A 21,347-nucleotide genomic window follows, 5' to 3' on the forward strand; every position below is an offset into this window, starting at 1 on the left:
CGTCTGCCAGGTGTAACCACCCCGGGCCGGCCGATGTTCCGCCCCCACGACGCCGGCGGTCACCCCCCAACCCGCCAACCACCCGGGAACGGACAGACAACCCCAGACCACTTATCCGCACCCATCCCGGCAGCCACCGACCGTCGCCGCGGCACTGACCCCATAGGGTGGCGGTGTGGCGACTCTCCTCCTTCTGCGACACGGCCGCACCACCGCCAACGCCGACGGCGGTCTCGCCGGTCGGCGGCCCGTCGAACTGGACGACACCGGCCGGGCCCAGGCCACTGCCGTCGGCGAACGACTGCGCGGGCTGCCCCTCGCCGCGGTGGTCACCAGCCCGTTGATCCGCTGCCGGCAGACGCTGGAGTTGGCGCTGCCGCAGGCCACCCCGACCGTGGACGAGGGGTTGATCGAGTGCGGGTACGGCAGTTGGGAGGGCCAGTCGCTGAAGAAGCTGGCCAAGGAGCCGCTCTGGCCGGTGGTCCAGCAGCACCCGAGCGCTGCCGTCTTCCCCGAGGGCGAGTCGATGGCCGCGATGGCGGCCCGGGCGGTCGAGGCGGTGCGTTCCCGGGACGCGCGGATCACCGCCGAAGACGGTCCCGAGGCGGTGTGGCTGGCGTGCAGCCACGGCGATGTGATCAAGGCCATCGTGGCCGACGCGTTGGGCGTACACCTGGATCTGTTCCAGCGCATCGTCGCGGACCCGGCGTCGGTGACGGTGATCCGGTACACCCCGCTGCGGCCGTTCCTGGTACGGCTCAACGACACCGGCGGTGACCTGGCCGGATTGGCGCCGCCACCGCGCAAGCGGCGGCGGCGGGCGGCGGCGTCGGTGGACTCCGACGCGGCGGTCGGCGGTGGAGCGGGGGCCGTGCGGTGAGGCGCCCGATGCGCCTCACCGGACCGGGCCCGATCCTGCCGCGCGCAGGGCGGCGGGCGTGGGCGCGATTCCCCGTCGGTGGGGTGCGCGACGCCGTGGCGGGCCGGATAGGGTCGGGGGTATGACCCACCAGGTGCACGCCTTCGAGCCGCCGGAGCGGTTCGTCGCCGGGACCGTCGGGGCGCCCGGAGAGCGCACGTTTTTCCTTCAGGCACGCGGCGGTGGCCGGCTGGTCAGTGTCGCGCTGGAGAAGGTCCAGGTGTCGTTGCTGGCCGAGAAGCTGGAGGAGCTGCTGACCGAGGCGCAGCGTCGCTTCGGTGTGCAACTGCCCGAGGCGTTGGTCTCCGTGGGCGACAACGATCCGCTGGACTCGCCGGTCGACGAGGAGTTCCGGGTCGGCACCCTCGGGCTGGCGTTCGACGTCGACACCGCCACGGTGGTGATCGAGGCGATCGAAGCCGGTGAGGCGGAGACCGAGGTCGAGCTCGGCGGCGACGAGGACGACGACAAGGACGACGACGATGAGGGCGACGACGAGGAGCCGGACGAGGACCTCGACCGGCTGCGCGTCCGGCTGACCCCGGAGGCGACCCGCGAGTTCATCGAGCGAGCCCGCCGGGTGGTCAACGCCGGTCGCCCGCCCTGCCCGCTCTGCGGCCAGCCCCTGGACCCCGCCGGGCATCTCTGCCCGCGGCACAACGGTTATCACCGGTGACGTCGTCCGAACTCCAACCGCGACAGGACGGCGCGGCAACGCTGCGGCTGCTGCGCGACGGTGAGCTGACCGTCGAGGGGCGGCTGGTCGACGCCTCCAACACCACCCTGGTGGGCGCGCTCACCCTCGACGGGGTGAGCGCGCGTTGCGTCTACAAACCGGTGCGGGGCGAGCGGCCGCTGTGGGACTTCCCCGACGGCACCCTCGCCGGCCGTGAGGTCTCGGCCTACCTGGTCTCCCGGGCCACCGGCTGGGACCTGGTGCCGCCGACGGTGCTGCGGGACGGCCCGTTCGGCCCGGGATCCTGCCAGCTGTGGATCGACGAGCCGTCCGACGCCGAGCCGCTGGTCGGGTTCGTGCCCGCCGAGGCGGTGCCGCCGCGCTGGTTTCCGATCGCTTCGGCTCGGGACGACGACGGCACGTCGTACGCGTTGGCGCACGCCGACGATCCGCGCCTGGCCAGGCTTGCCGTGCTCGACGCGGTCATCAACAACGCCGACCGCAAGGGCGGGCACGTGCTGGTCGGGTCGGACGACCGGATCTACGGCGTCGACCACGGGGTGAGCTTCCACGTCGAGGAGAAACTGCGGACCGTGCTGTGGGGCTGGGCCGATCGGGAGTTGCCGCCGGACGCGCTGGAGATGCTCGCCGTCCTCGCCGGTCAGCTCGCCGGTTCCCTCGGCGAGGAGCTCGGTGAGCACCTGACGATCCGTGAGGTCGCGGCGCTCGCGGCCCGGGTGGGCCGGTTGTGCGACACCAGCCGTTTTCCGCAGCCGTCGCAGGACTGGCCGGCGATGCCCTGGCCACCCATGTGATGGCCGCTGACCGCACCCGGCGCGCCGCCGGTCGCCGCCGTAGGTCGCCGGTCGCCGGTATCGTCGCAGCTCGGGGTGGCCGGTGTCGTCCGCCACGGGCGGCTGTCGCGTTGATCACCCTTGGGGTGGCTCCGGCAGGCCGGGCGGCTCGTTAGGCTGACGGTCATGGAGTCTTGGGTGGGGCATGAGGTGCCGCGGCTGCCCGGCAGTGGCGGTCCGCTGGCATTGTTCGACTCGGCGCGGCGGGCTGTGCATCCCAGCCGGCCGGACGGCACCGCCACCATGTACGTCTGCGGCATCACCCCGTACGACGCCACCCACCTCGGCCACGCCGCCACCATGATCACCTTCGACCTGGTGCAGCGGATGTGGCGGGACTCCGGCCTGACGGTGCGGTACGTGCAGAACGTCACTGACATCGACGACCCCCTGCTGGAGCGGGCCGAGCGCGACGGCGAGGACTGGAAGGTCCTGGCGATGCGGGAGACCGCGCTGTTCCGGGAGGACATGGAGGCGCTGCGGATCATCCCGCCGGAGCACTACGTCGGCGCGGTGGAGTCCATTCCGGACATCGCCGAGAAGGTCCTCGTCCTGCTCAAGGACGGCGCGGCGTACCGGCTCGACGACGGCACCGGCGACGTCTACTTCGACGTCACCGCCGTGCCGGCGTTCGGCTACGAGTCGAACCTGTCGCGGGCGGAGATGCTGGAGATCTTCCCCGAGCGAGGCGGTGACCCGGATCGGGCGGGCAAGCGCGATCCCCTGGACCCGCTGCTGTGGCGCGGCGCCCGCGAGGACGAGCCGTCCTGGCCCGGCGGCGATCTGGGCCCGGGCCGGCCGGGCTGGCACATCGAGTGCACGGTGATCGCGCTGAATCTGCTGGGCGAGACCATCGACGTGCAGGGCGGCGGCAACGACCTGATCTTCCCGCACCACGAGTGTTCCGCCGCGCACGCGGAGCGGCTCACCGGGCGATCGCCCTTCGCCAGTCACTACGTGCACGCCGGCATGATCGGCCTGGACGGCGAGAAGATGTCGAAGTCCAAGGGGAACCTGGTCTTCGTCTCCCGGCTGCGTGCCGACCGGGTGGACCCGGTGGCGGTCCGGCTCGGCCTGATGACCGATCACTACCGCGCCGACCGGGCCTGGACCGACGACGTGCTGACCGCCGCCCACGAGCGCCTGGCCCGCTGGCGTCGAGCCGCCGCCGGCACCGCCGGCCCGTCCGGGGTCGAACTGCTGGCGGCCGTACGCGCCCGGCTCGCCGATGATCTCGACACCCCCGGCGCGATCGCGGTCGCCGACGCCTGGGCCGAGCGGGCCCTCGCCGGCGAGGGCGCGGACCGGGGCGCCCCGACCCTGTTCGCCGACACCCTCGACGCCCTCCTCGGCCTGCGCCTCTGACCCGCCCACCCCGGCGGGCCAGCCCCGGCAAGCCGCACGGTCAGCCCAGGACGAGACCGGGGTCGGGGTCCGGGTCCGGGGTGGGGGCGGGAATCCGGTACTCCTCGGTGAGGGTGGTCATCGGGCCGGGCCAGGTGGCCTGGGCGACCTCGATGGGCTTGCGCCGGTCGTCGTAGGCGACGTGCAGCAGGTGCAGCACCGGGGTGTCCGGCCGGATCTGGAGGGTCTCGGCCTCCTCCCGGCTGGGCTGGCGGGCGGTGATGGTGTCGGTGGCGGTGATGTACCGCCGGCCGGTGGCCTCCTCCGCCTCCTGGTACAGCGGGCGGCCGAACGCCTCGCCCCGCTCCAGGGAGGTGCCGGCGGTGTCCGCCGGAAGGAACCAGGACGCGCCCACCTCGACGGGGGAGTCCTCGGTGCGGACCAGGTGCCGGCGGCACATCAGTTCGCTGCCGTCGGCGACGCCGAACGCGTCGGCCACCTCGGGCGGGGCGGGGGCCCGGCCGACCGAGACGAGCTGCTGCCGGTACCGGGCGGCCAGGTCGGTGTGGTAGCCGCGGAAGCCGCCGTACCGGCCCCGGGAGAGGCGGTTGAGTCGGCGCCGGGTGCCTCGGACGTACGTACCGGAGCCGGGCTTGGTGATCAGGATGCCCTCGACCCGCAGCTGGTCGACGGCGCGCTGCGCGGTCTGCTTGGCGACGCCGAACATCTCGGCGATGGCCGGGATGGACGGCAGCCGCTCGCCCGGTGCCCAGTCGCCGCGGCGCACCTGGGCCTTGAGCTGCGCGGCGATCTGCCGGTGCGGGAACTCGGCCGCGCCTGGGTTGATCTGCATGGCACCTCCTGAAGATCACAGCTAGGTTCCTAGGATGCCCTAGGGGGCGTGACGGCGCCACCCCGGACACGCGGAAGGCCCCGGACCAGATAATCCGGGGCCTTCCGCGCAGAAAACGGGCGGCTACCAGGAGCCGGCGTTCGGGCCGGCCGAACCACCGCGCCGGCGCAGATACTTCTCGAACTCCTGGGCGATCTCGTCACCGGTCAACGGGGTGATGCCCGCGTCGCCGACGCGTTCCTCCAGCTCGCGCACATACTCGCCGAGCTCGGCGTCCTGCTCGGCCGCGCCGCGCACCCGCTGCTCCCATTCGGCGGCCTCCTCGGCCAGGTCGGCCATCGGCACCGGCAGGTCGAGCACCTCCTCGACCCGGTGCAGCAGCGCCAGGGTGGCCTTGGGGCAGGGCGGGTTGTTGGCGTAGTGCGGCACGTGCACCCAGAACGAGACCGCGTCGACCTCGGCACGGGTGCAGGCGTCGTGCAGCACGCCGACGATCCCGGTCGGGCCGTCGTAGCGGGTGGGGGTGAGCTGGTAGCGCCGGGCGGCCTCGGTGTCCGAGGCGCTGCCGGTGATCGGCAGCGGCCGGGTGTACGGCACGTCGGCCAGCAGCGCGCCGAGCAGCACCACCCGCTCGACCTCCAGGCTGTGGCAGATCTCCAGCACCTGCTCGCAGAACGTGCGCCAGCGCATGCTCGGCTCGATGCCCCGGATCAGCACCACGTCCCGCTCGGTGCCCTCGGGGGCGGCCACCATGAACCGGGTGGTGGGCCACTCGACGCGGCGGGTCTCGCCATCGGCCATCGTGATCGCCGGGCGGCTGACCTGGAAGTCGTAGAAGTCCTCCGGGTCCAGCTCGGTGACCTGCCGGGCCTGCCACACCTGCTCCAGGTGCTCGACGGCGGCGGTCGACGCGTCGGCGGCGTCGTTCCAGCCCTCGAAGGCGACGATGGCCACGGGGGACCGCAGCATCGGCAGCCCGTCGAACTCGGTCATGCCGTCACCTCACCCTGCTCGTCGCGGGCGACCCCGGGCGCTGGCCCGGTCGTCCGCCCGCCGTGCACGGTGGCGTCCCTGATGTCCTTCACGTCCGTCAGCCTACGGGTCGGTGCGGGATGCGGCCCGCCGGCCGCGCCGACCCGCCCGCCGGGGCCACCACCCGGGATGCCCGGTTCGCCGTGATCCGGGGATATCCGGCTGACAGGATGTGGGAGCACGCTGACACAATGTGGGAGCCCGAGCGGGCTATGACCCGTTCCCGATTCTCCGCACTACCCTGATTCTGTGCGGACTTCGTTGCTGACTGTGCTCGCAGACCGAATCCTCGTCGCCGACGGCGCGATGGGGACGATGCTGCAGGCGGCCGACCTGACGCTGGACGACTTCGAGGGCCACGAGGGCTGTAACGAGATCCTCAACGTCACCCGCCCGGACGTGGTCCGGGGCGTGCACGAGGCGTACCTGGCCGCCGGGGCGGACTGCGTCGAGACGAACACCTTCGGCACCAACCTCGCCAACCTCGGCGAATACGGCATCTCGCACCGGATCCGGGAGCTGGCCGAGGCCGGGGCGCGGATCGCCCGGGAGGCCGCCGACGCGTGGAGCACCCCGGACCGACCCCGGTTCGTGCTCGGATCGATCGGTCCGGGCACGAAGCTGCCCACCCTCGGGCACACCGCGTACGCGACGCTGCGCGACGCGTACCAGGAGAACGCGGCCGGCCTGATCGACGGCGGCGCGGACGCGCTGATCGTGGAGACCTGCCAGGACCTGCTCCAGGTGAAGGCGGCGGTGGTCGGGTCGCACCGGGCGATGGCCGCGATCGGGCGCAAGGTGCCGTTGATCTGCCACGTCACCGTGGAGACCACCGGCACGATGCTGCTGGGCAGCGAGATCGGCGCGGCGTTGACGGCCCTGGAGCCGCTGGGCATCGACCTGATCGGCCTCAACTGCGCGACCGGGCCGGCGGAGATGAGCGAGCACCTGCGCTACCTCTCCCAGCACGCCCGGGTGCCGCTGTCGGTGATGCCGAACGCCGGCCTGCCGCAGCTCACCGCCGACGGTGCGGTCTACCCGCTGACCCCGGTGGAACTGGCCGACGCGCTGGAGCGGTTCGTCACCGAGTACGGCGTCTCGCTGATCGGCGGCTGCTGCGGTACGACCCCGGAGCACATCCGGGTGGTCGCCGAGCGGCTGCACGGCATGCGGCCGGGGCCTCGGCAGCCGCAGGTCGACGCGGGGGTCTCCTCGATCTACCACCACGTGCCGTTCGCCCAGGACGCCAGCGTGCTGATGGTGGGGGAGCGGACCAACGCCAACGGGTCGAAGGCGTTCCGGGAGGCGATGCTGGCCGCCGACTGGCAGGCGTGCGTGGAGATCGCGCGCAGCCAGGCCCGGGACGGTTCGCACCTGCTCGACCTGTGCGTGGACTACGTGGGGCGTGACGGCACGGTGGACATGCGGGAGCTGGCCGGTCGGTTCGCCACCGCGTCGACGCTGCCGATCATGCTGGACTCGACCGAGCCGCAGGTGATCGAGGCCGGGCTGGAGATGCTCGGTGGGCGATGCGTGGTCAACTCGGTCAACTTCGAGGACGGCGACGGGCCGGGCTCCCGCTACGCCCGGGTGATGCCGATCATCGCCGAGCACGGTGCGGGGGTGGTGGCGCTGCTCATCGACGAGGAGGGGCAGGCCCGCACCGCCGAGTGGAAGGTCCGGGTCGCGGGGCGGCTGATCGAGGACCTGACCGGTCGGTGGGGGCTGCGCCGGGCCGACATCCTGATCGACGCGCTGACCTTCCCGATCGCCACCGGTCAGGAGGAGACCCGGCGCGACGGCATCGAGACCATCGAGGCGATCCGGGAGATCGCCCGTCGCTGGCCGGGGGTGAACTTCACCCTGGGCATCTCGAACGTGTCGTTCGGGCTGAACCCGGCGGCCCGGCAGGTGCTCAACTCCGTGTTCCTGCACGAGTGCGTGCAGGCCGGGTTGACCTCGGCGATCGTGCACGCCAGCAAGATCCTGCCGATGTCGAAGATCCCGGACTCCCAGCGCGAGGTCGCCCTGGAGCTGATCTACGATCGCCGCCGCGAGGGGCACGACCCGGTGCAGCGGTTCATCGAGGCCTTCGAGGGGGTGGACGCGACGTCGGCGCGGGCCACCCGGGCGGAGGAACTCGCGGCGCTGCCTCTGGACGAGCGGCTCAAGCGGCGGATCATCGACGGTGAGCGTAACGGCCTGGAGGCCGACCTTGAGGCCGCGATGGCGGGCGGCCGCCCGCCGCTGTCGATCATCAACGACCTGCTGTTGGACGGCATGAAGGTGGTCGGTGAGCTGTTCGGCTCCGGCCAGATGCAGCTGCCGTTCGTGCTCCAGTCGGCCGAGGTGATGAAGACCGCGGTGGCCTATCTGGAGCCGCACATGGAGAAGGCCGACGACGGGGGCAAGGGCCGCATCGTGCTCGCCACGGTGAAGGGCGACGTGCACGACATCGGCAAGAACCTGGTGGACATCATCCTGTCCAACAACGGCTACGAGGTCGTCAACATCGGGATCAAGCAGCCCATCACCGCGATCCTCGACGCGGCGCAGAAGCACCGGGCCGACGCGATCGGAATGTCCGGGCTGCTGGTGAAGAGCACGGTCATCATGAAGGAGAACCTGGCCGAGATGGCCGAGCGTGGCGTCGCGGAGCGCTGGCCGGTGCTGCTCGGCGGGGCGGCGCTGACCCGGGCGTACGTGGAGGACGACCTGCGGGCGCTCTTCCCCGGCCAGGTGCACTACGCCCGGGACGCGTTCGAGGGATTGTCGCTGATGGACCGGGTGATGACGGCGAAGCGGGGCGGGGCGCCGGTGGTCGATCCGGAGCGGGAGGCGGCCCTGGCGGCACGGCGGGAGCGCCGGGAGCGGCAACGGGCGATGGTGTCCGAGGCGCTGCCGGAGCTGGACGACGCGTCGGTTCGTTCCGACGTGACGCGTGACGTGCAGGTGCCGACGCCGCCGTTCCTGGGCACCCGGGTGGTCAGGGGCCTGCCGTTGGCCGACTACGCGGCGTTGCTCGACGAGCGGGCCACGTTCCTGGGCCAGTGGGGGCTGCGGGGTGCCCGGGGCGGCAAGGGCCCGTCGTACGAGGAACTGGTGGAGACCGAGGGCCGGCCGCGGCTGCGGTACTGGCTGGACCGGCTGACGGCGGACAAGGTCCTCGAGGCGGCCGTGGTCTACGGGTACTTCCCGGCGTACTCGGAGGGCAACGACCTGGTGGTGCTGGACGAGAACGGGCACGCCGAGCGGGCCCGGTTCTCGTTCCCGCGGCAGCGCCAGGAGCGGCGGCTGTGCCTGGCGGACTTCTTCCGACCCAAGGGTGACCAGCTCGACGTGGTGGCGTTGCAGCTGGTGACGGTGGGGCAGCCGGTCAGCGAGTACACGGCGAAGATGTTCGCCGGCAACTCCTACCGCGACTATCTGGAGGTGCACGGCCTGTCGGTGCAGCTCACGGAGGCGCTGGCGGAGTACTGGCACCGGCGGATCCGGGCCGAGCTGACGCTGCCGGGTGGTGGCACGGTGGCCGGCGACGACCCGCCGGACCTGGCGGGCCTGCTGCGCACCGACTACCGGGGCTGCCGGTACGCGTTCGGCTACCCGGCCTGCCCGGACCTGGAGGACCGGGCGAAGATCGTGGACCTGCTGGGCGCGGAGCGGATCGGCGTGCAGTTGTCGGAGGAGTTCCAGCTGGTGCCGGAGCAGGCCACCGACGCGATCGTGGTGCACCACCCGGAGGCCAGCTACTTCAACGCCAAATAGGGTGCGGCGGTGGCGTACGCGCTACGCATCCTCGGCAATCTCGATGCCGGGTGGCAAGAGGGAACGAGAAGGAGCCGGCAGTTTCCGATGTTCCCCAGCGCGTTGACTGATCTCGTCGGGCAGCAACTCGAGCTTCGACTGCAAGGCGCTGAGGTCATCGTAAAGAAGTTGCGGAACCGTCGGCAATTGCATTTTGCTATCATGTGCTTTCCAGAGAGCAGATGAGTAGTACCCGAGATGCTTCTCGTATGAGGCAGCCTTCAGCTTACGGTATTCCTCAACATACTCGTCATCGGAAATCGGAAGGCCGGGCAACGGCTCGTTTCTCACGACAGCATTATTCTCGTAAGATGACCGGGACTCAGGGTTCTTCTTCCACTGTAAGTCGTAGCGGCGGCGGGCCTTAAGTATCTCCCACGGCTTTTCGTAAAGCCCATACCGAGCTGCGCTCGCGCTGCTCTTCATGTTGGCGATTTCTTCGAAGCGCAGGCACCGTTCGGCTGCCCCGTAATAAAAGAGCGGCTGCGCGGTGTTCCATTTTTCGGCGCTGCCGATCTGCTTATGCCCGGTCATCCATTGCAACGCGGCGTACGGCGTAACATTGACGTCGGGGCAGATCTCGACGGCGTTGGAGTCGCCGAGCGGCAGCATGAGCGCCGCTGGCGGCACGTCCAGGACGTAGGCAAGGACGAACAGTTCGGGCACGGTGACAGCGCGGCCCTCGCGATCCGAGTTGGCAGCCAGTCCCCGCTCGATGTTGGTCAGTGAGGCCTGCGTGAGCGTCGCGACGCCATGCTCCGCGCACAGTTCGGCGAGGTGCCGCATGCTCCACCTCCGCTTCTGGCGGTAATGACGAACGCGAGCGGCGATCGTCTCGGAGATGGTCGGTGGCTTTGTCATGAGGGCGATGGTGGGCGCGTGATGCCCGAAAGTCAAAACAGCGAGAGCGCCGAAAAGGGGCAGAGGGGGCATTGGTCTTGTCGTGAAGGTAAAGATTGGTGCCGGCTTGACGACCGCTGAGCCTGCCGTGAGCATCGACGCCATACGACTGTGCTCACCCCGCATATGACTTGGTCTTGGAGGCAAAATACCTGCCCCGGGCGTTGTCGGGCCGGGGCCGGGCCGGCCGGGTCGCTCAGGCCGTGCCCGAAGGCGGTATCGATACGGAGCGCACTCAGCGCGCACCGTTCCGTGCCCGGATGGCGGCGAGGCGAGGCCGGACGGCTGATCCTCCAGGGCTGGGGCGTCTGCAGGGGCGAGGCTGGCTGCGCAGCACCTTCTCAACCTGCGGGAGCCGGTTCGGCGGGTCGGGCGGTGAAGAAGCGGGTGATGTCTTCCGCTGCGGTGGGGGACAGCATCATTGCCTGGACTCGTGCGGACATTTCGGCGATCGGGTGAATTCTGGTGAACATCGCTTCTTCGTACGTCCGGATTGCCGAGTCCGGGTCGGTGGGGTGGGCGGCGAGTGCGCGGGCGAGTTCGGCGGCGTCGAGCATGGCCTGATTGGCGCCCTCGCCGACGGGTGGCATGAGGTGTGCGGCGTCACCGAGGAGGGTGATGCCTGGCTGGTTGGCCCAGCGCGTATCGATGGGCATCGCTTCGATCTTGCGAGGCGTCGGCGTGTTGTCGCCGGCTTCGATGAGTGCGGTGAGGCTTGGGTCCCAGCCTTCGAACATGTCCAGCAGGGCATGCTTACTGCGGTATGTGTCGATGTGGTGGTCTTCTTCGTGCAGGGAGATCCCGACTCGTATGCTGCCATCGCTGAGGCGTTGCGCGGCGAGGATCTGGTTCACGCCGATGCACCACAGGTTCCCGGGGCCGACCAGCTCGGCGAGATCCGGGTGGTGCCGGTCGGCGTCGCTGATGCTGAGCTCGACCAGGGTGGCCACGTAGGACAGTCTGGCGTCGGTCAGCAGCGACCGGACGACCGAGCGCGCGCCGTCCGCGCCGATGAGGATGTCGCAGTCGGCTCTAAGACCACCATGGAACGTCAGCCCGAAGCCCTCGTCAGGTCGTGGCGTCGCTGCGACGAGCCGGTGCTGCCAGGCCACCGCGTCGCCGGGGAGCGAATCGAGCAGAAGATCACGCAGTGCGCGCCGGTCGATCTCGGGACGTCCGGAGAATGAGCCGGGTTGTGGTTTGTGGTGCACGAGGGTGCGTCCGGCCGGGTCGAGGATGCGATGTTCCTCGCCCTCAGGCCGCGCCTCAGAGCGGAACCGGCCGGCGAGACCCGCCTCGGCCAGGGCTGTTTGCCCGGACTCCGGGTGCAGGTCGAGCGATCCGCCCTGTGATCGCGCGGATCGGCTTGCCTCGCGTTCGTACACCACCGCGTCGATGCCGTGCTGGTGCAGGATCCGTGCCAGCGTCAGCCCGCCAAGGCCACCACCGGCGATCGCGATTCTCATCCTCGCCCCTTTAGCGTACGCTGTATTTATGGAGACGCCGTACGGTAGCGCGCCGATGCCCATTTGGGAACGGCCCGAGCCCCGGCCCCGGGTGGCGCCGGTGCCGTTGAGCCGCGAGAAGATTGCCGCTACGGCGATCCGGCTTGCCGACGCGCACGGCCTCGACGGGCTGTCGTTACGCAGGATCGCCAAAGAGCTCGGAGTCGGTCCGATGCGGCTCTATGACTACGTGACCAACAGATCTGAACTGCTCGACCTGATGGTCGACGCCGTCTATGCCCAGATCGCCGAGGCCGGCCGGCGCTCCGAGTGGCGCGCCACGGTACTGGCCATCGCCCGCGAGACCCGTACCGCAGCCCTTGATCATGAGTGGTTTTCCGACCTGCTCGGCGGAAGGCCACACCTGGGACCCCACGCGCTTGCCGTGGGCGAATCGACCGCAGCGGCGCTCAGCCAGGCCCCCGGCGTGCATGACATCGACGATCTTCAGCGGGCTCTAGGCGCCCTCAACGCCTTCATCATCGGCGCGCTCCGCAGAGAAATAACCGAGCGACGCACCGCCCGTTCCACCGGCACCGACGAGCCCGCCTTTCAGGCCAGCCTCGGTCCGTACCTCACACGCATGCTCAACACAGGCCGCTATCCCACCGTCGCCCGGCTCGTCATCGACGGTGCCCACCTCAACGCCGAGGAGACCTTCAACCACAACCTGACCACCATCTTGGACGGCATCACCAGCCGTCCCCACACGTGACCCACTGCTCGAAGGCCAGTGGTCAGCCGAGCACGATGCACCTCGATCAGACCTAGCCAGGCCGCGGGCAGGCCGTGGAACGTCAACCAACGAGGTTGATGGTGACGATCGATGCCTGGCGTTTGCGCAGCTCGGGCGGTCGACGGGTATCCTTTGCCCGGTTCGTCCGGCACCCGGTCACCATGCAACGCCACGTGACGCCAGCACCCGGCTGAGGCGCGGGGTGCCCGGCCTCGAAAGGCGGCACCGGTGCGCGCCGGTGATGGCCGGTACGGGCGGTTGTCCGCCCGGTCGAGGGGAGGAGCCGGAACGTGCCCGACGGGTGGGAGTGGGATGAGTCTCTCTTCGCGGGGAGCGCCCCCCATTACGAGCGAGGGCGTCTGCCCTATGCCGCGGGCTTCGTCGACGCGCTCAGGCAGGCGCTCGACCTCAACGGGTCCGGGCGTCTGATCGACGTCGGTTGCGGGCCGGGCACGGTCACCGTGCCGCTTGCGCCGATGTTCGTGGAAGCGGTGGGGGTCGATCCCGACAGGGCAATGCTGGAGGCGGCCCGCCGGCGGGGCGTACGCGCTGGCATCGGCAATGTCCGATGGGTTCGGGCGCGGGCCGAGGAACTGCCCGCCGGGCTCGGTGCCTTCCGGGTGGCGGTGTTCGCCCAGTCCTTCCACTGGATGGACAGGGAGCAGGTCGCGCGCACGATCTCTCGCATGCTTGATCCGGGTGGCGCGTTCGTGCACATCAGCGACGTCAAGGAGCCCTCGTCGTCCGGTGGGCTTGCCCACCCGGCGCCTCCCGTCGATGCGCTGCGCGAGCTGGTGCGGCACTACCTGGGGCCGGTGCGACGGGCAGGTCAGGGCGTGCTGGAGCACGGGACTCCCGGCGGCGAGGCGGCCCTGCTGGTGCAGGCAGGTTTCGGTGGCCCCGAACTGCTCAGGGTGCGGGCCGACCGGGTGTTAAGGCGGACCATCGATGACGTCGCCGCGTGGGTGTACTCCCGGTCGGACTCGGCGCCGCACCTGTTCGGGCAGCGGCTGGCGGAGTTCGACGACGATCTCCGAAGCCTCTTGGACGAGGCGTCGGACGAGGGCCGGTTCTCGGAGCGGGCACCGGACACCGAGATCTTCATCTGGCGCAGGCCGGCGACGGTCGACCGACGGCAACCCTGACGGCAACCGGCCCGGCCGAGGAGGTGCACGGCCGAGGGTGCGGACGACGGCCCAGGTCAGGCCGGCCCCTGGATGGCGGGGTGGCGACGCGCCGCCGGGTGGGCGATGATCAAGAATTCTGGCAGGGTTGTCACCATGCCTGTCTCCCTCCGTTCCCGTGTCACCGACTGGACCCTCGTCGTTCCGCTGCTCGCCGTTGGGGTCCTCGCGCTGACCTGGGGACGGGAGCTTCCCCCGTTGACCGTGGTGATCGTGGCGGTCTTCCTGGCGGGGGCCGTGCTGGCCGCAGTCCACCACGCGGAGGTGGTCGCCCACCGGGTGGGTGAACCGTTCGGCTCGCTGGTGCTCGCCGTCGCGGTCACGGTGATCGAGGTGGCCCTCATCGTGACGCTGATGATCAGCGGCGGGGACAAGACGCAGTCGCTGGCCCGGGACACCGTCTTCGCCGCAGTCATGATTACCTGCAACGGCATCCTCGGACTGTCCCTGCTGCTCGGCGCGTTGCGCCGGCGGGTGGCGGTGTTCAACCCCGAGGGCACCGGCGGGGCGCTGGCGACCGTGGCCACCCTGGCCACCCTTAGCCTGGTCGTGCCGACCTTCACCACCAGCCGTCCCGGCCCCGAGTTCTCCCCGGCCCAGCTCGCCTTCGCCGCGGTAGCCTCCCTGGCCCTCTACGGGCTGTTCGTGCTGGTGCAGACCGGCCGGCACCGCGACTACTTCCTTCCGGTCGCCGCCGACGGGAGGACGGTGGCCGACGCCGACGGCGACGGACACGCCGACCCGCCGTCGGCCCGGGCCGCCCTGACCAGCCTCGCGTTGCTGGTGGTGGCGCTGGTCGCCGTGGTGGGCCTCGCGAAGATGGTGTCACCGGCCATCGAGTCCGGGGTGTCCGCCGCCAACCTGCCGCAGGCGTTCGTCGGCGTGGTCATCGCGCTGTTGGTGCTGCTGCCCGAGACCCTCGCCGCGGCCCGCGCGGCCCGCCGGGACCGGGTGCAGATCAGCCTCAATCTGGCCCTCGGCTCGGCCATGGCCAGCATCGGCCTGACCATCCCGGCAATCGCCATCGCCTCGATCTGGCTCGACGGGCCGTTGCTGCTCGGGCTGGGCGGCACCCAGCTGGCCCTACTGGCGCTGACCGTCGTCACCGGCGTGCTGACCGTCGTGCCGGGCCGGGCCACCCTGCTCCAGGGCGGCGTGCACCTGGTGCTGCTGGCCGCGTTCGTCTTCCTCGCCGCCAGCCCCTGACCAGCGGCGGACCCGTTGGACCCCGGCCCCGCCCCGCGGCCCGGCGGGGCGGGGATCGACCGGCTCCGGTATGCCGGCCTGGCATGATCGACGGGGAGCCGGGGTAGTGCATCCGGCGAGACGAGCCGGGGAGGGCACTGTGACCGCACGCTCGGGACGTCGGCCGCGAGGCCCGTTGGCCGGTCTGCTGGCCGCGCTGGTGCTGGCCGGCGGCTGCGTGGCCGGCGGGGTGAGCGAGGGTGAGCCGCAGCAGCCCCGCCCCGGACAGCCGCAGCCGTCCGCCTCCCCGGGCGCGGAGGGCACCCGCGCCGACGGCACCACCAGCGTCGCCGAGTTCAAGGAGGACTTCGCCGTCGCGGTGGAGAAGGCCGAGGTGTACTGGACCGCGCAGTTCCGTGCCTCCGGCCGGCAGTTCCAGCCGATCCGGCGGGTCGTGGCGTACCAACGGGAGGGTGAGGTCTCCTGCGGTGGGCAGGCGCTGCCGCGCAACAACGCCGTGTACTGCTCGGCGGACGACTTCATCGCCTACGACGTCAACTGGTCGGTGGCGGCGTTCCGGCAGGTCGGTGACGCGTTCCTGTACTACCTGCTCGGCCACGAGTACGCCCACGGCGTGCAGGTGCGCCTGGGCATCCGATACACCTTCACCATCCAGCAGGAGCTGCAGGCCGACTGCATGGCCGGGGCATACATCGGTGGTTCGATCCAGACCCAGCAGTTGGCGCTGGCCGACGGGGACCTGGACGAGTTCCGGGAGGGGCTGCTCGCCGTCGGCGACGACCCCGACCAGCCGTGGTTCGCCGAGGGGGCGCACGGTACCGCCGAGCAGCGCACCGATTCCTTCTTCCGTGGCTACGAGTCCGGCCTGTCCGCCTGCAACCTGGGCTGACGCCGTCGCGCCGGCCGGTGGGCAGGGTCGCCGAGGTCACCCCGGCCGGGTCCGGGATCCGCCGGGCGCGGGCCGGCTGAGAGGATCGCTACGACCCTGTGACCCTGGAGGATCCGCTGAGCAGCCACCGTCTCGCCGCCGTGCTCTTCGACATGGACGGCACCCTGGTCGACAGTGAGAAGCTGTGGGACGTCGCCCTGCACGAGTTGGCGGCGGAGTACGGCGGCGTCCTCTCCGCCGCCGCCCGCCGCGCGATGATCGGTGCCTGCATGGCTGACTCGATGCGGATCCTGCACGACGACCTCGGCCAGCCGCACCGCGATCCGCTGGTCAGCACGGCGTGGGTCGATGCCCGGATCCTGGAGTTGTTCCGCACCGGGCTGTGCCTGCGGCCGGGCGCGTCGGCGTTGCTGCGGGCGGTCCGTGCGGCGGGCATCCCGACCGCCCTGGTCACCTCCAGCATCCGGCCGCTGGTCGAGGTGGCGCTGGACACTCTGGGGCGGGACAGCTTCGACGTGGTGGTCTGCGGCGACGAGGTGGAGGCGGTCAAGCCGCACCCGGAGCCGTACCTGAGCGCCGCCCGGCTGCTCGGTGTGCCGATCACCCGCTGCGTGGCCATCGAGGACTCCCCGACGGGGGTGGCCAGCGCCCTCGCCGCCGGCGCGGCCGTGCTGGCGGTGCCGGCGGAGGTGCCGATCACGCCGGCCGACGGCGTCCACCAGTTGGAGAGCCTGACCGGGGCGGACCTGGAGCTGCTCGCGGCCCTGCTCGGCGAGCCGCCTGCCTGACCACCGGCCGGCCGGTGGTCAGGCAGGGTGCGCAGGGTCCAGCGGCAGCCCTCCGGTGGCCGACTCAGTCGTGGGCGATCGCACCCAGGACGTTGATCCGGGCAGCGCGGATCGCCGGCAGCACCGCCGCGACGACCCCGATCAGCGCGGCCAGGCCGAGGAAGAGGCCCATCTGCGACCAGGGCAGTACCAGGTCGGTGATTCCCTCGTCGGCCAGCGCCCGGACCACCGCGGCGCCGAGGCCGGTGCCGACCGCGACGCCGAGCAGCGCGCCGAACACCGAGATCACCACCGCCTCCACGATGATCATCCGCATGGTCTGCGCCCGGCGTAGCCCGATCGCCCGCAGCAGGCCCAGCTCCCGGGTGCGTTCCAGCACCGACAGGGCCAGGGTGTTGACGATCCCCAGCACGGCGATCACGATGGCCAGCGCCAGCAGGATCTGGATCATCGTGAGCAGGGTGTCGAAGCCGCTGGTCTGTTGCTCGATGAAGCTGGCCCGGTCGGCCACCGACACCTCCGGGTTCCCCGCGACCAGCGCCTCCAGTTGCGGCTGCACCTGCGACACCGCTGTGCCCGGGGTGAGCTGCACCAGCGCCGTGAACGGCTGCGGTCTGGTGAACTCGGCCCCCGCCTCCTTCGGCAGGATGACCGACCCGGCGACGCGGTCGTCCGGCAGCACCGCCGTCACCGTGTACGTGTGCGGTCCCTCGCCCCGGGCGAACTGGGCGGTCAGCCGGTCACCCACCGACTTGCCCAACTCCTTCGCGCCGGAGACGCTCAGCGCCACCTGGTCCGGCCGCAGGGTGGCGAGGGTGCCCGACTGCGCGGTGGTGTGGTAGATCGTGCCCATCGCCGCCAGGTCCGTCACGGCGACCACGTACGTGCGGTCGCCGTCGACGACCGCGTTGTCGTTGTAGACGCCCACCACCGCGCTCACCCCCGGCAGCGCGGCGGCCCGGTCGACCACCGTCGGGTCGAACGTCGGCGGCCGTGGCCCGGTCTGCGCTCCGGCGATCACCAACTGCGCGTCGACGGTGCTCTCCGCCGCGGCGGCGATGCTGGACTTGGCCGAGTCGAGGATCACCGTCACCCCGGTGACCAGGGCGATGCCGACCATCAGGGCGGCGGCGGTGATGGCTGTGCGGCGCGGGTTGCGCCCGGAGTTGAGCCGACCCAGCTTGCCCGGCACCGACCAGGCGAACAGCGCGCCGAGCACGGACACCACCGGGCGGCTGATCAGCGGGGTCAGCAGCGCCACCCCGATGAACGCGAACAGCACCCCGACCAGGATCACCATCAGCGTGGCCCCGCCGGCGTTGTCGGTCAGCCCGAGGGCCAGCAGCACGCCACCGACGGCGGTGACCACCGCGCCGGAGACGGTGACCCTGGTCAGCGGCCGGTCCGGGGTGGCCACGTCCTGCATCGCCGCGATCGGCGGGATGCGGGACGCCCGCAACGCCGGCAGCAACGCCGCGACCACCGTGATCAGCATGCCGACGGCGAAGGCGCTGATCACGGCCACCGGCGGTACGCCGAGCCCGGCCAGGGTCAGCCCCCCGGCGAATCTGCCGAACGCCCAGGCCAGCAGCGCGCCCACCCCGATGCCCGCGCCGAGGCCGACGATCGAGGCAACCAGGCCGATCGCCAGGGCCTCCAGCACCACCGAGCCGATGATCTGCCGCCGGCTGGCCCCGATGGCCCGCATCAGGGCCAGCTCCCGGGTCCGCTGCGCCACGATGATCGAGAACGTGTTGAGGATCAGGAACGTGCCCACCAGCAGCGCCACCGCGGCGAAGCCGAGCAGGACCTTGTTGAAGAACGACAGCCCTTCCTTGAGGCTGGCTGACGCGTCGGCGGAGAGTTGCTCGCCGGTCTTTACCTCGTACGCCGGGCCCAGCGCGCGAGCCACCTCGTCGCGCAGCGCCTCCGGCGTCACCCCCTCGGCGGCCCGCACGGTCACGCTGTTGAACGCGCCGGGCTTGCCGAGCATCAGCCGCTGTGCGGCCGGGGTGGTGAATGAGATCTCGCTCATCCCGCCGATGGAGTCCCGGCCGCCGCTGTAGCCGATGACGCCGACCAGGGTGAAATCGCGGCGGTCGGACTCGAACGCGGTCAGCGCCCCGACCCGGTCACCGACGGTGACCTTCGCGGCCGTCGCCAGGGCCACGTTGACCACGATCTCGTCATCGGCCTGCGGCGCGCGTCCCGCCCGCAGCTCGACCAGGTCGCTCTCGCCGGTCCAGTTCCGACCGAGCTGGGGTGGGCCGAACGAGGTGACCGCCTTGCCGTTGCTGCCGATCAGCCGCGCCCCGTCGGCGGTGACCTCACCGGTGGCCCCGGCCACGCCGGGTACCGACTCGACCCGCCGCACCACGTCGGCCGGGAACGCGGGGGAGACCTGCCCACCCTCGACCTCGCCCACCGCGATCTTCGGCCTGGCGGCGACGTTGACGTCGACGCCGTCGTACGCGTCGGCGAAGACCGCGTCGAAGGACCGGCCGAGGGTGTCGGTGAGCACGAACGCGCCGGAGACGAACATGACGCCGAGCACCACGGCCAGGCCGGAGAGGATCAGGCGCACCTTGCGCGCCAGCAGGCTCTTGAGGGTGGCCCGGAACATCAGCATTTCCTTTGTTCGCGACTGCGGGACTCGCTGCGCTCGTTCCTCGCGCTCACGGTTGCCCCACCTCGGTGGCGGCCGGGGCGTCGAGCTTCTTCATCGTGTCCAGCACCGTGTCCGCGGTCGGCTCGATCAGCTCCGTGACGATCTGCCCGTCGACGAGGAAGACCACCCGGTCGGCGTACGCGGCGGCGGTCGGGTCGTGGGTCACCATGACGATGGTCTGGCCGTGCTCGCGCACCGAGTTCCGCAGGAATTTCAGCACGTCCGCGCCGGAGCGGGAGTCCAGGTTGCCGGTCGGCTCGTCGGCGAAGATCACCTCGGGGCGGGCGACCAGCGCCCGGGCGCACGCCACCCGCTGCTGCTGGCCGCCGGAGAGCTGCGCCGGCCGGTGGTCGAGCCGGTCGCGCAGCCCGACGGTGTCGATGACCGTGTCGTACCAGGCCGGGTCCGGCCTGCGGCCGGCGATTGACAGCGGCAGCAGGATGTTCTCCTTCGCCGTCAGGGTGGGCAGCAGATTGAACTGCTGGAAGATGAAGCCCACCTTGTCTCGGCGCAGCCTCGTCAGACCGGCGTCGCCCAGCCCGGTCACGGTGGTGTCGCCGATAGCCACCGTGCCCCGGGTGACCGAGTCGAGCCCGGCGAGGCAGTGCATCAGCGTCGACTTGCCCGACCCGGACGGGCCCATGATCGCGGTGAACTGCCCCCGCTCGAACTCCGCGCTCACCTCCCGCAGCGCGACGACCTGCGCCTCACCGCTGCCGTAGACCTTCCACACGTCTTTTGCTCGGGCCGCGGCCTGTGCCTGCCGGCCTGTCGTCGCGGTCACGTCATCCACCTCTTCCGTCTGGCTGCTTCCGCGCCGCCCCCACTGGTCGGCGCGGCACTCCCATCCTCGCGGGCGGGCATCGCCGATCCGTCCGACTCCGGGCGGAGCCGACGGCGGATTTTTCGCTGCGGGTCGGCCCGGAGGCCGGCTCAGGGTCGACCCTGAGCCGGCTACGACGGGCGACCGGGACGGCAGGACCCGAGAGCACGTCAGGGCCACACCCCACCCGCCCCTCTCCGGTCGCGGTGACGTCGCCGCCGGCGTCGACGGCCCTTCGGGTACGCGGACCGGCAGACCCGGGACCGACGCGGCTACGGCCGGGGGCGGACCAGACCCGACTCGTACGCCAGCACCACGGCCTGTACCCGGTCGCGCAGCCCCAGCTTGGTCAGCACGTGCCCGACGTGGGTCTTGATGGTGGTTTCGCTGACCGACAGCGCCCGGGCGATCTCCCCGTTGGACAGCCCCCGGGCGACGTGCACCAGGACCTCCCGCTCGCGTTCGGTGAGCGTGCCGAGGGCCTTCGGCGGGGTGGCCGCCGGGTCGGGCAGCGCGGCGGCGAAGCGGTCCAGTAGCCGATTGAGGATCCTCGGGGCCACCACCGCGCCTCCGGCGGCGACCGTGCGGATGGCGCTGAGCAGGTCCTCCGCCGGCACGTCCTTGGTCAGGAACCCGCGGGCCCCGGCACGCAGCGCCCCCACCACGTACTCGTCGAGGTCGAACGTGGTCAGGATCAGCACCCGCACCGGCAGCCGGGCGGCGACGATGGCCCGGGTCGCCGCCATCCCGTCCATCCGGGGCATCCGGATGTCCATCAGCACCACATCAGGCAGCAGCCGGCGGGACAGCTCCACCGCCTCCAGGCCGTCACCGGCCTCGGCGACGATGTCCAGGTCGCTCTCCGAGCTGAGCACCATCCGGAAGCCGCTGCGCAGCAGCGGCTGGTCCTCGGCGAGCAGGATCCGCACCGGCCGTGCCGTCGTCACGTCGTTGCTCATCGCCGTCCCCCGTCGCGCCGGACCCGCGCCGGGCCGACTGGTCGTGGCGCGGCCCGGTCATGCGCCGACGCCACCCCGAGCTGCCTCGCCGGACGTGTACCGGCAGCCGTCGCCCAAGGCGGGCCCCCCACCCGCAGCGTCCCACCGTAGCGGGCGACCCGTTCCGCACGCCGACCAGGCCGTGCCCGATCCGCCCCGGGCTGGGCC

The 21,347-nt window shown here is 71.3% G+C and carries 17 protein-coding genes; 10 read left to right on the plus strand and 7 right to left on the minus strand.

What is annotated here, in order from left to right; all coding sequences use genetic code 11:
- Positions 1 to 175 precede the first annotated feature (175 nt).
- The 4 genes from SNR22_RS26395 (at position 176) to mshC (ending at position 3,814) form a co-directional block, all read left to right on the plus strand.
- Entirely contained in the window at positions 176 to 880 is a 705-nt protein-coding gene (locus SNR22_RS26395) for an MSMEG_4193 family putative phosphomutase (protein WP_320069371.1), read from the plus strand.
- Positions 881 to 1,001: 121 nt separating this feature from the next.
- Complete coding sequence (locus SNR22_RS26400) at positions 1,002 to 1,595, plus strand: DUF3090 domain-containing protein (RefSeq protein ID WP_320069372.1); 594 nt, start codon at positions 1,002 to 1,004, stop codon at positions 1,593 to 1,595.
- Positions 1,592 to 2,410, plus strand: a complete 819-nt coding sequence (locus SNR22_RS26405; RefSeq protein ID WP_320069373.1) for an SCO1664 family protein — start codon at positions 1,592 to 1,594, stop codon at positions 2,408 to 2,410. The genes SNR22_RS26400 and SNR22_RS26405 overlap by 4 nt, the downstream gene beginning before the upstream one ends.
- Positions 2,411 to 2,575: 165 nt before the next feature.
- Positions 2,576 to 3,814 carry a cysteine--1-D-myo-inosityl 2-amino-2-deoxy-alpha-D-glucopyranoside ligase gene (mshC, locus tag SNR22_RS26410; RefSeq protein WP_320069374.1) on the plus strand — a complete coding sequence of 413 codons (1,239 nt, stop codon included), beginning with the start codon at positions 2,576 to 2,578 and terminating at the stop codon, positions 3,812 to 3,814.
- A gap of 40 nt (positions 3,815 to 3,854) precedes the next feature.
- Here mshC and SNR22_RS26415 read toward each other — a convergent pair whose 3' ends face one another.
- Both SNR22_RS26415 and SNR22_RS26420 read right to left on the minus strand, forming a co-directional pair.
- Positions 3,855 to 4,646 carry a GntR family transcriptional regulator gene (locus SNR22_RS26415; protein WP_320069375.1) on the minus strand — a complete coding sequence of 264 codons (792 nt, stop codon included), beginning with the start codon at positions 4,644 to 4,646 and terminating at the stop codon, positions 3,855 to 3,857.
- Positions 4,647 to 4,769: 123 nt separating this feature from the next.
- The gene (locus tag SNR22_RS26420) at positions 4,770 to 5,639 is read right to left on the minus strand and encodes a PAC2 family protein (protein WP_320069376.1); all 870 of its coding nucleotides are present in this window, start codon (positions 5,637 to 5,639) and stop codon (positions 4,770 to 4,772) included.
- 300 nt (positions 5,640 to 5,939) lie between these two features.
- Between SNR22_RS26420 and metH the strand changes: the two genes are divergently transcribed.
- Positions 5,940 to 9,443 carry a methionine synthase gene (gene metH / locus SNR22_RS26425; protein WP_413775718.1) on the plus strand — a complete coding sequence of 1,168 codons (3,504 nt, stop codon included), beginning with the start codon at positions 5,940 to 5,942 and terminating at the stop codon, positions 9,441 to 9,443.
- A 21-nt stretch (positions 9,444 to 9,464) separates the two neighbouring features.
- Here the strand turns inward: metH and SNR22_RS26430 are convergent, their stop codons facing one another.
- Positions 9,465 to 10,343, minus strand: coding sequence for a helix-turn-helix transcriptional regulator (locus SNR22_RS26430; RefSeq protein WP_320069378.1), 879 nt, complete (start codon positions 10,341 to 10,343; stop codon positions 9,465 to 9,467).
- A 380-nt stretch (positions 10,344 to 10,723) separates the two neighbouring features.
- Positions 10,724 to 11,848 (minus strand): FAD-dependent oxidoreductase, encoded by a 1,125-nt coding sequence (locus SNR22_RS26435; RefSeq protein ID WP_320069379.1) that lies wholly within the window; start codon positions 11,846 to 11,848, stop codon positions 10,724 to 10,726.
- 28 nt (positions 11,849 to 11,876) lie between these two features.
- Between SNR22_RS26435 and SNR22_RS26440 the strand changes: the two genes are divergently transcribed.
- The 5 genes from SNR22_RS26440 (at position 11,877) to SNR22_RS26460 (ending at position 16,690) form a co-directional block, all read left to right on the plus strand.
- Entirely contained in the window at positions 11,877 to 12,602 is a 726-nt protein-coding gene (locus SNR22_RS26440) for a TetR/AcrR family transcriptional regulator (RefSeq protein ID WP_320069380.1), read from the plus strand.
- A 311-nt stretch (positions 12,603 to 12,913) separates the two neighbouring features.
- Positions 12,914 to 13,768: a class I SAM-dependent methyltransferase gene (locus SNR22_RS26445; protein WP_320069381.1), complete on the plus strand. Its 855-nt coding sequence runs from the start codon at positions 12,914 to 12,916 to the stop codon at positions 13,766 to 13,768.
- 135 nt (positions 13,769 to 13,903) lie between these two features.
- Entirely contained in the window at positions 13,904 to 15,013 is a 1,110-nt protein-coding gene (locus SNR22_RS26450) for an ionic transporter y4hA (protein WP_320069382.1), read from the plus strand.
- Between the two features lie 70 nt (positions 15,014 to 15,083).
- Positions 15,084 to 15,902 (plus strand): neutral zinc metallopeptidase, encoded by an 819-nt coding sequence (locus tag SNR22_RS26455; RefSeq protein ID WP_320069383.1) that lies wholly within the window; start codon positions 15,084 to 15,086, stop codon positions 15,900 to 15,902.
- 140 nt (positions 15,903 to 16,042) lie between these two features.
- A complete protein-coding gene (locus SNR22_RS26460; protein ID WP_320069428.1) occupies positions 16,043 to 16,690 on the plus strand; it encodes an HAD family phosphatase in 648 nt (215 codons plus the stop codon).
- Between the two features lie 64 nt (positions 16,691 to 16,754).
- Here SNR22_RS26460 and SNR22_RS26465 read toward each other — a convergent pair whose 3' ends face one another.
- The 3 genes from SNR22_RS26465 to SNR22_RS26475 all read right to left on the minus strand — a co-directional run bounded on the left by SNR22_RS26465 (position 16,755) and on the right by SNR22_RS26475 (position 21,140).
- The gene (locus tag SNR22_RS26465) at positions 16,755 to 19,313 is read right to left on the minus strand and encodes an ABC transporter permease (RefSeq protein WP_320069384.1); all 2,559 of its coding nucleotides are present in this window, start codon (positions 19,311 to 19,313) and stop codon (positions 16,755 to 16,757) included.
- 52 nt (positions 19,314 to 19,365) lie between these two features.
- The gene (locus SNR22_RS26470; RefSeq protein WP_320069385.1) at positions 19,366 to 20,142 is read right to left on the minus strand and encodes an ABC transporter ATP-binding protein; all 777 of its coding nucleotides are present in this window, start codon (positions 20,140 to 20,142) and stop codon (positions 19,366 to 19,368) included.
- 311 nt (positions 20,143 to 20,453) lie between these two features.
- On the minus strand, positions 20,454 to 21,140 hold the full coding sequence (locus SNR22_RS26475) for a response regulator transcription factor (RefSeq protein WP_320069386.1): 687 nt from the start codon (positions 21,138 to 21,140) through the stop codon (positions 20,454 to 20,456).
- Positions 21,141 to 21,347: the final 207 nt, after the last annotated feature.

The sequence above is a fragment of the Micromonospora sp. RTGN7 genome, assembly GCF_033804645.1.
Taxonomy (GTDB): domain Bacteria; phylum Actinomycetota; class Actinomycetes; order Mycobacteriales; family Micromonosporaceae; genus Micromonospora.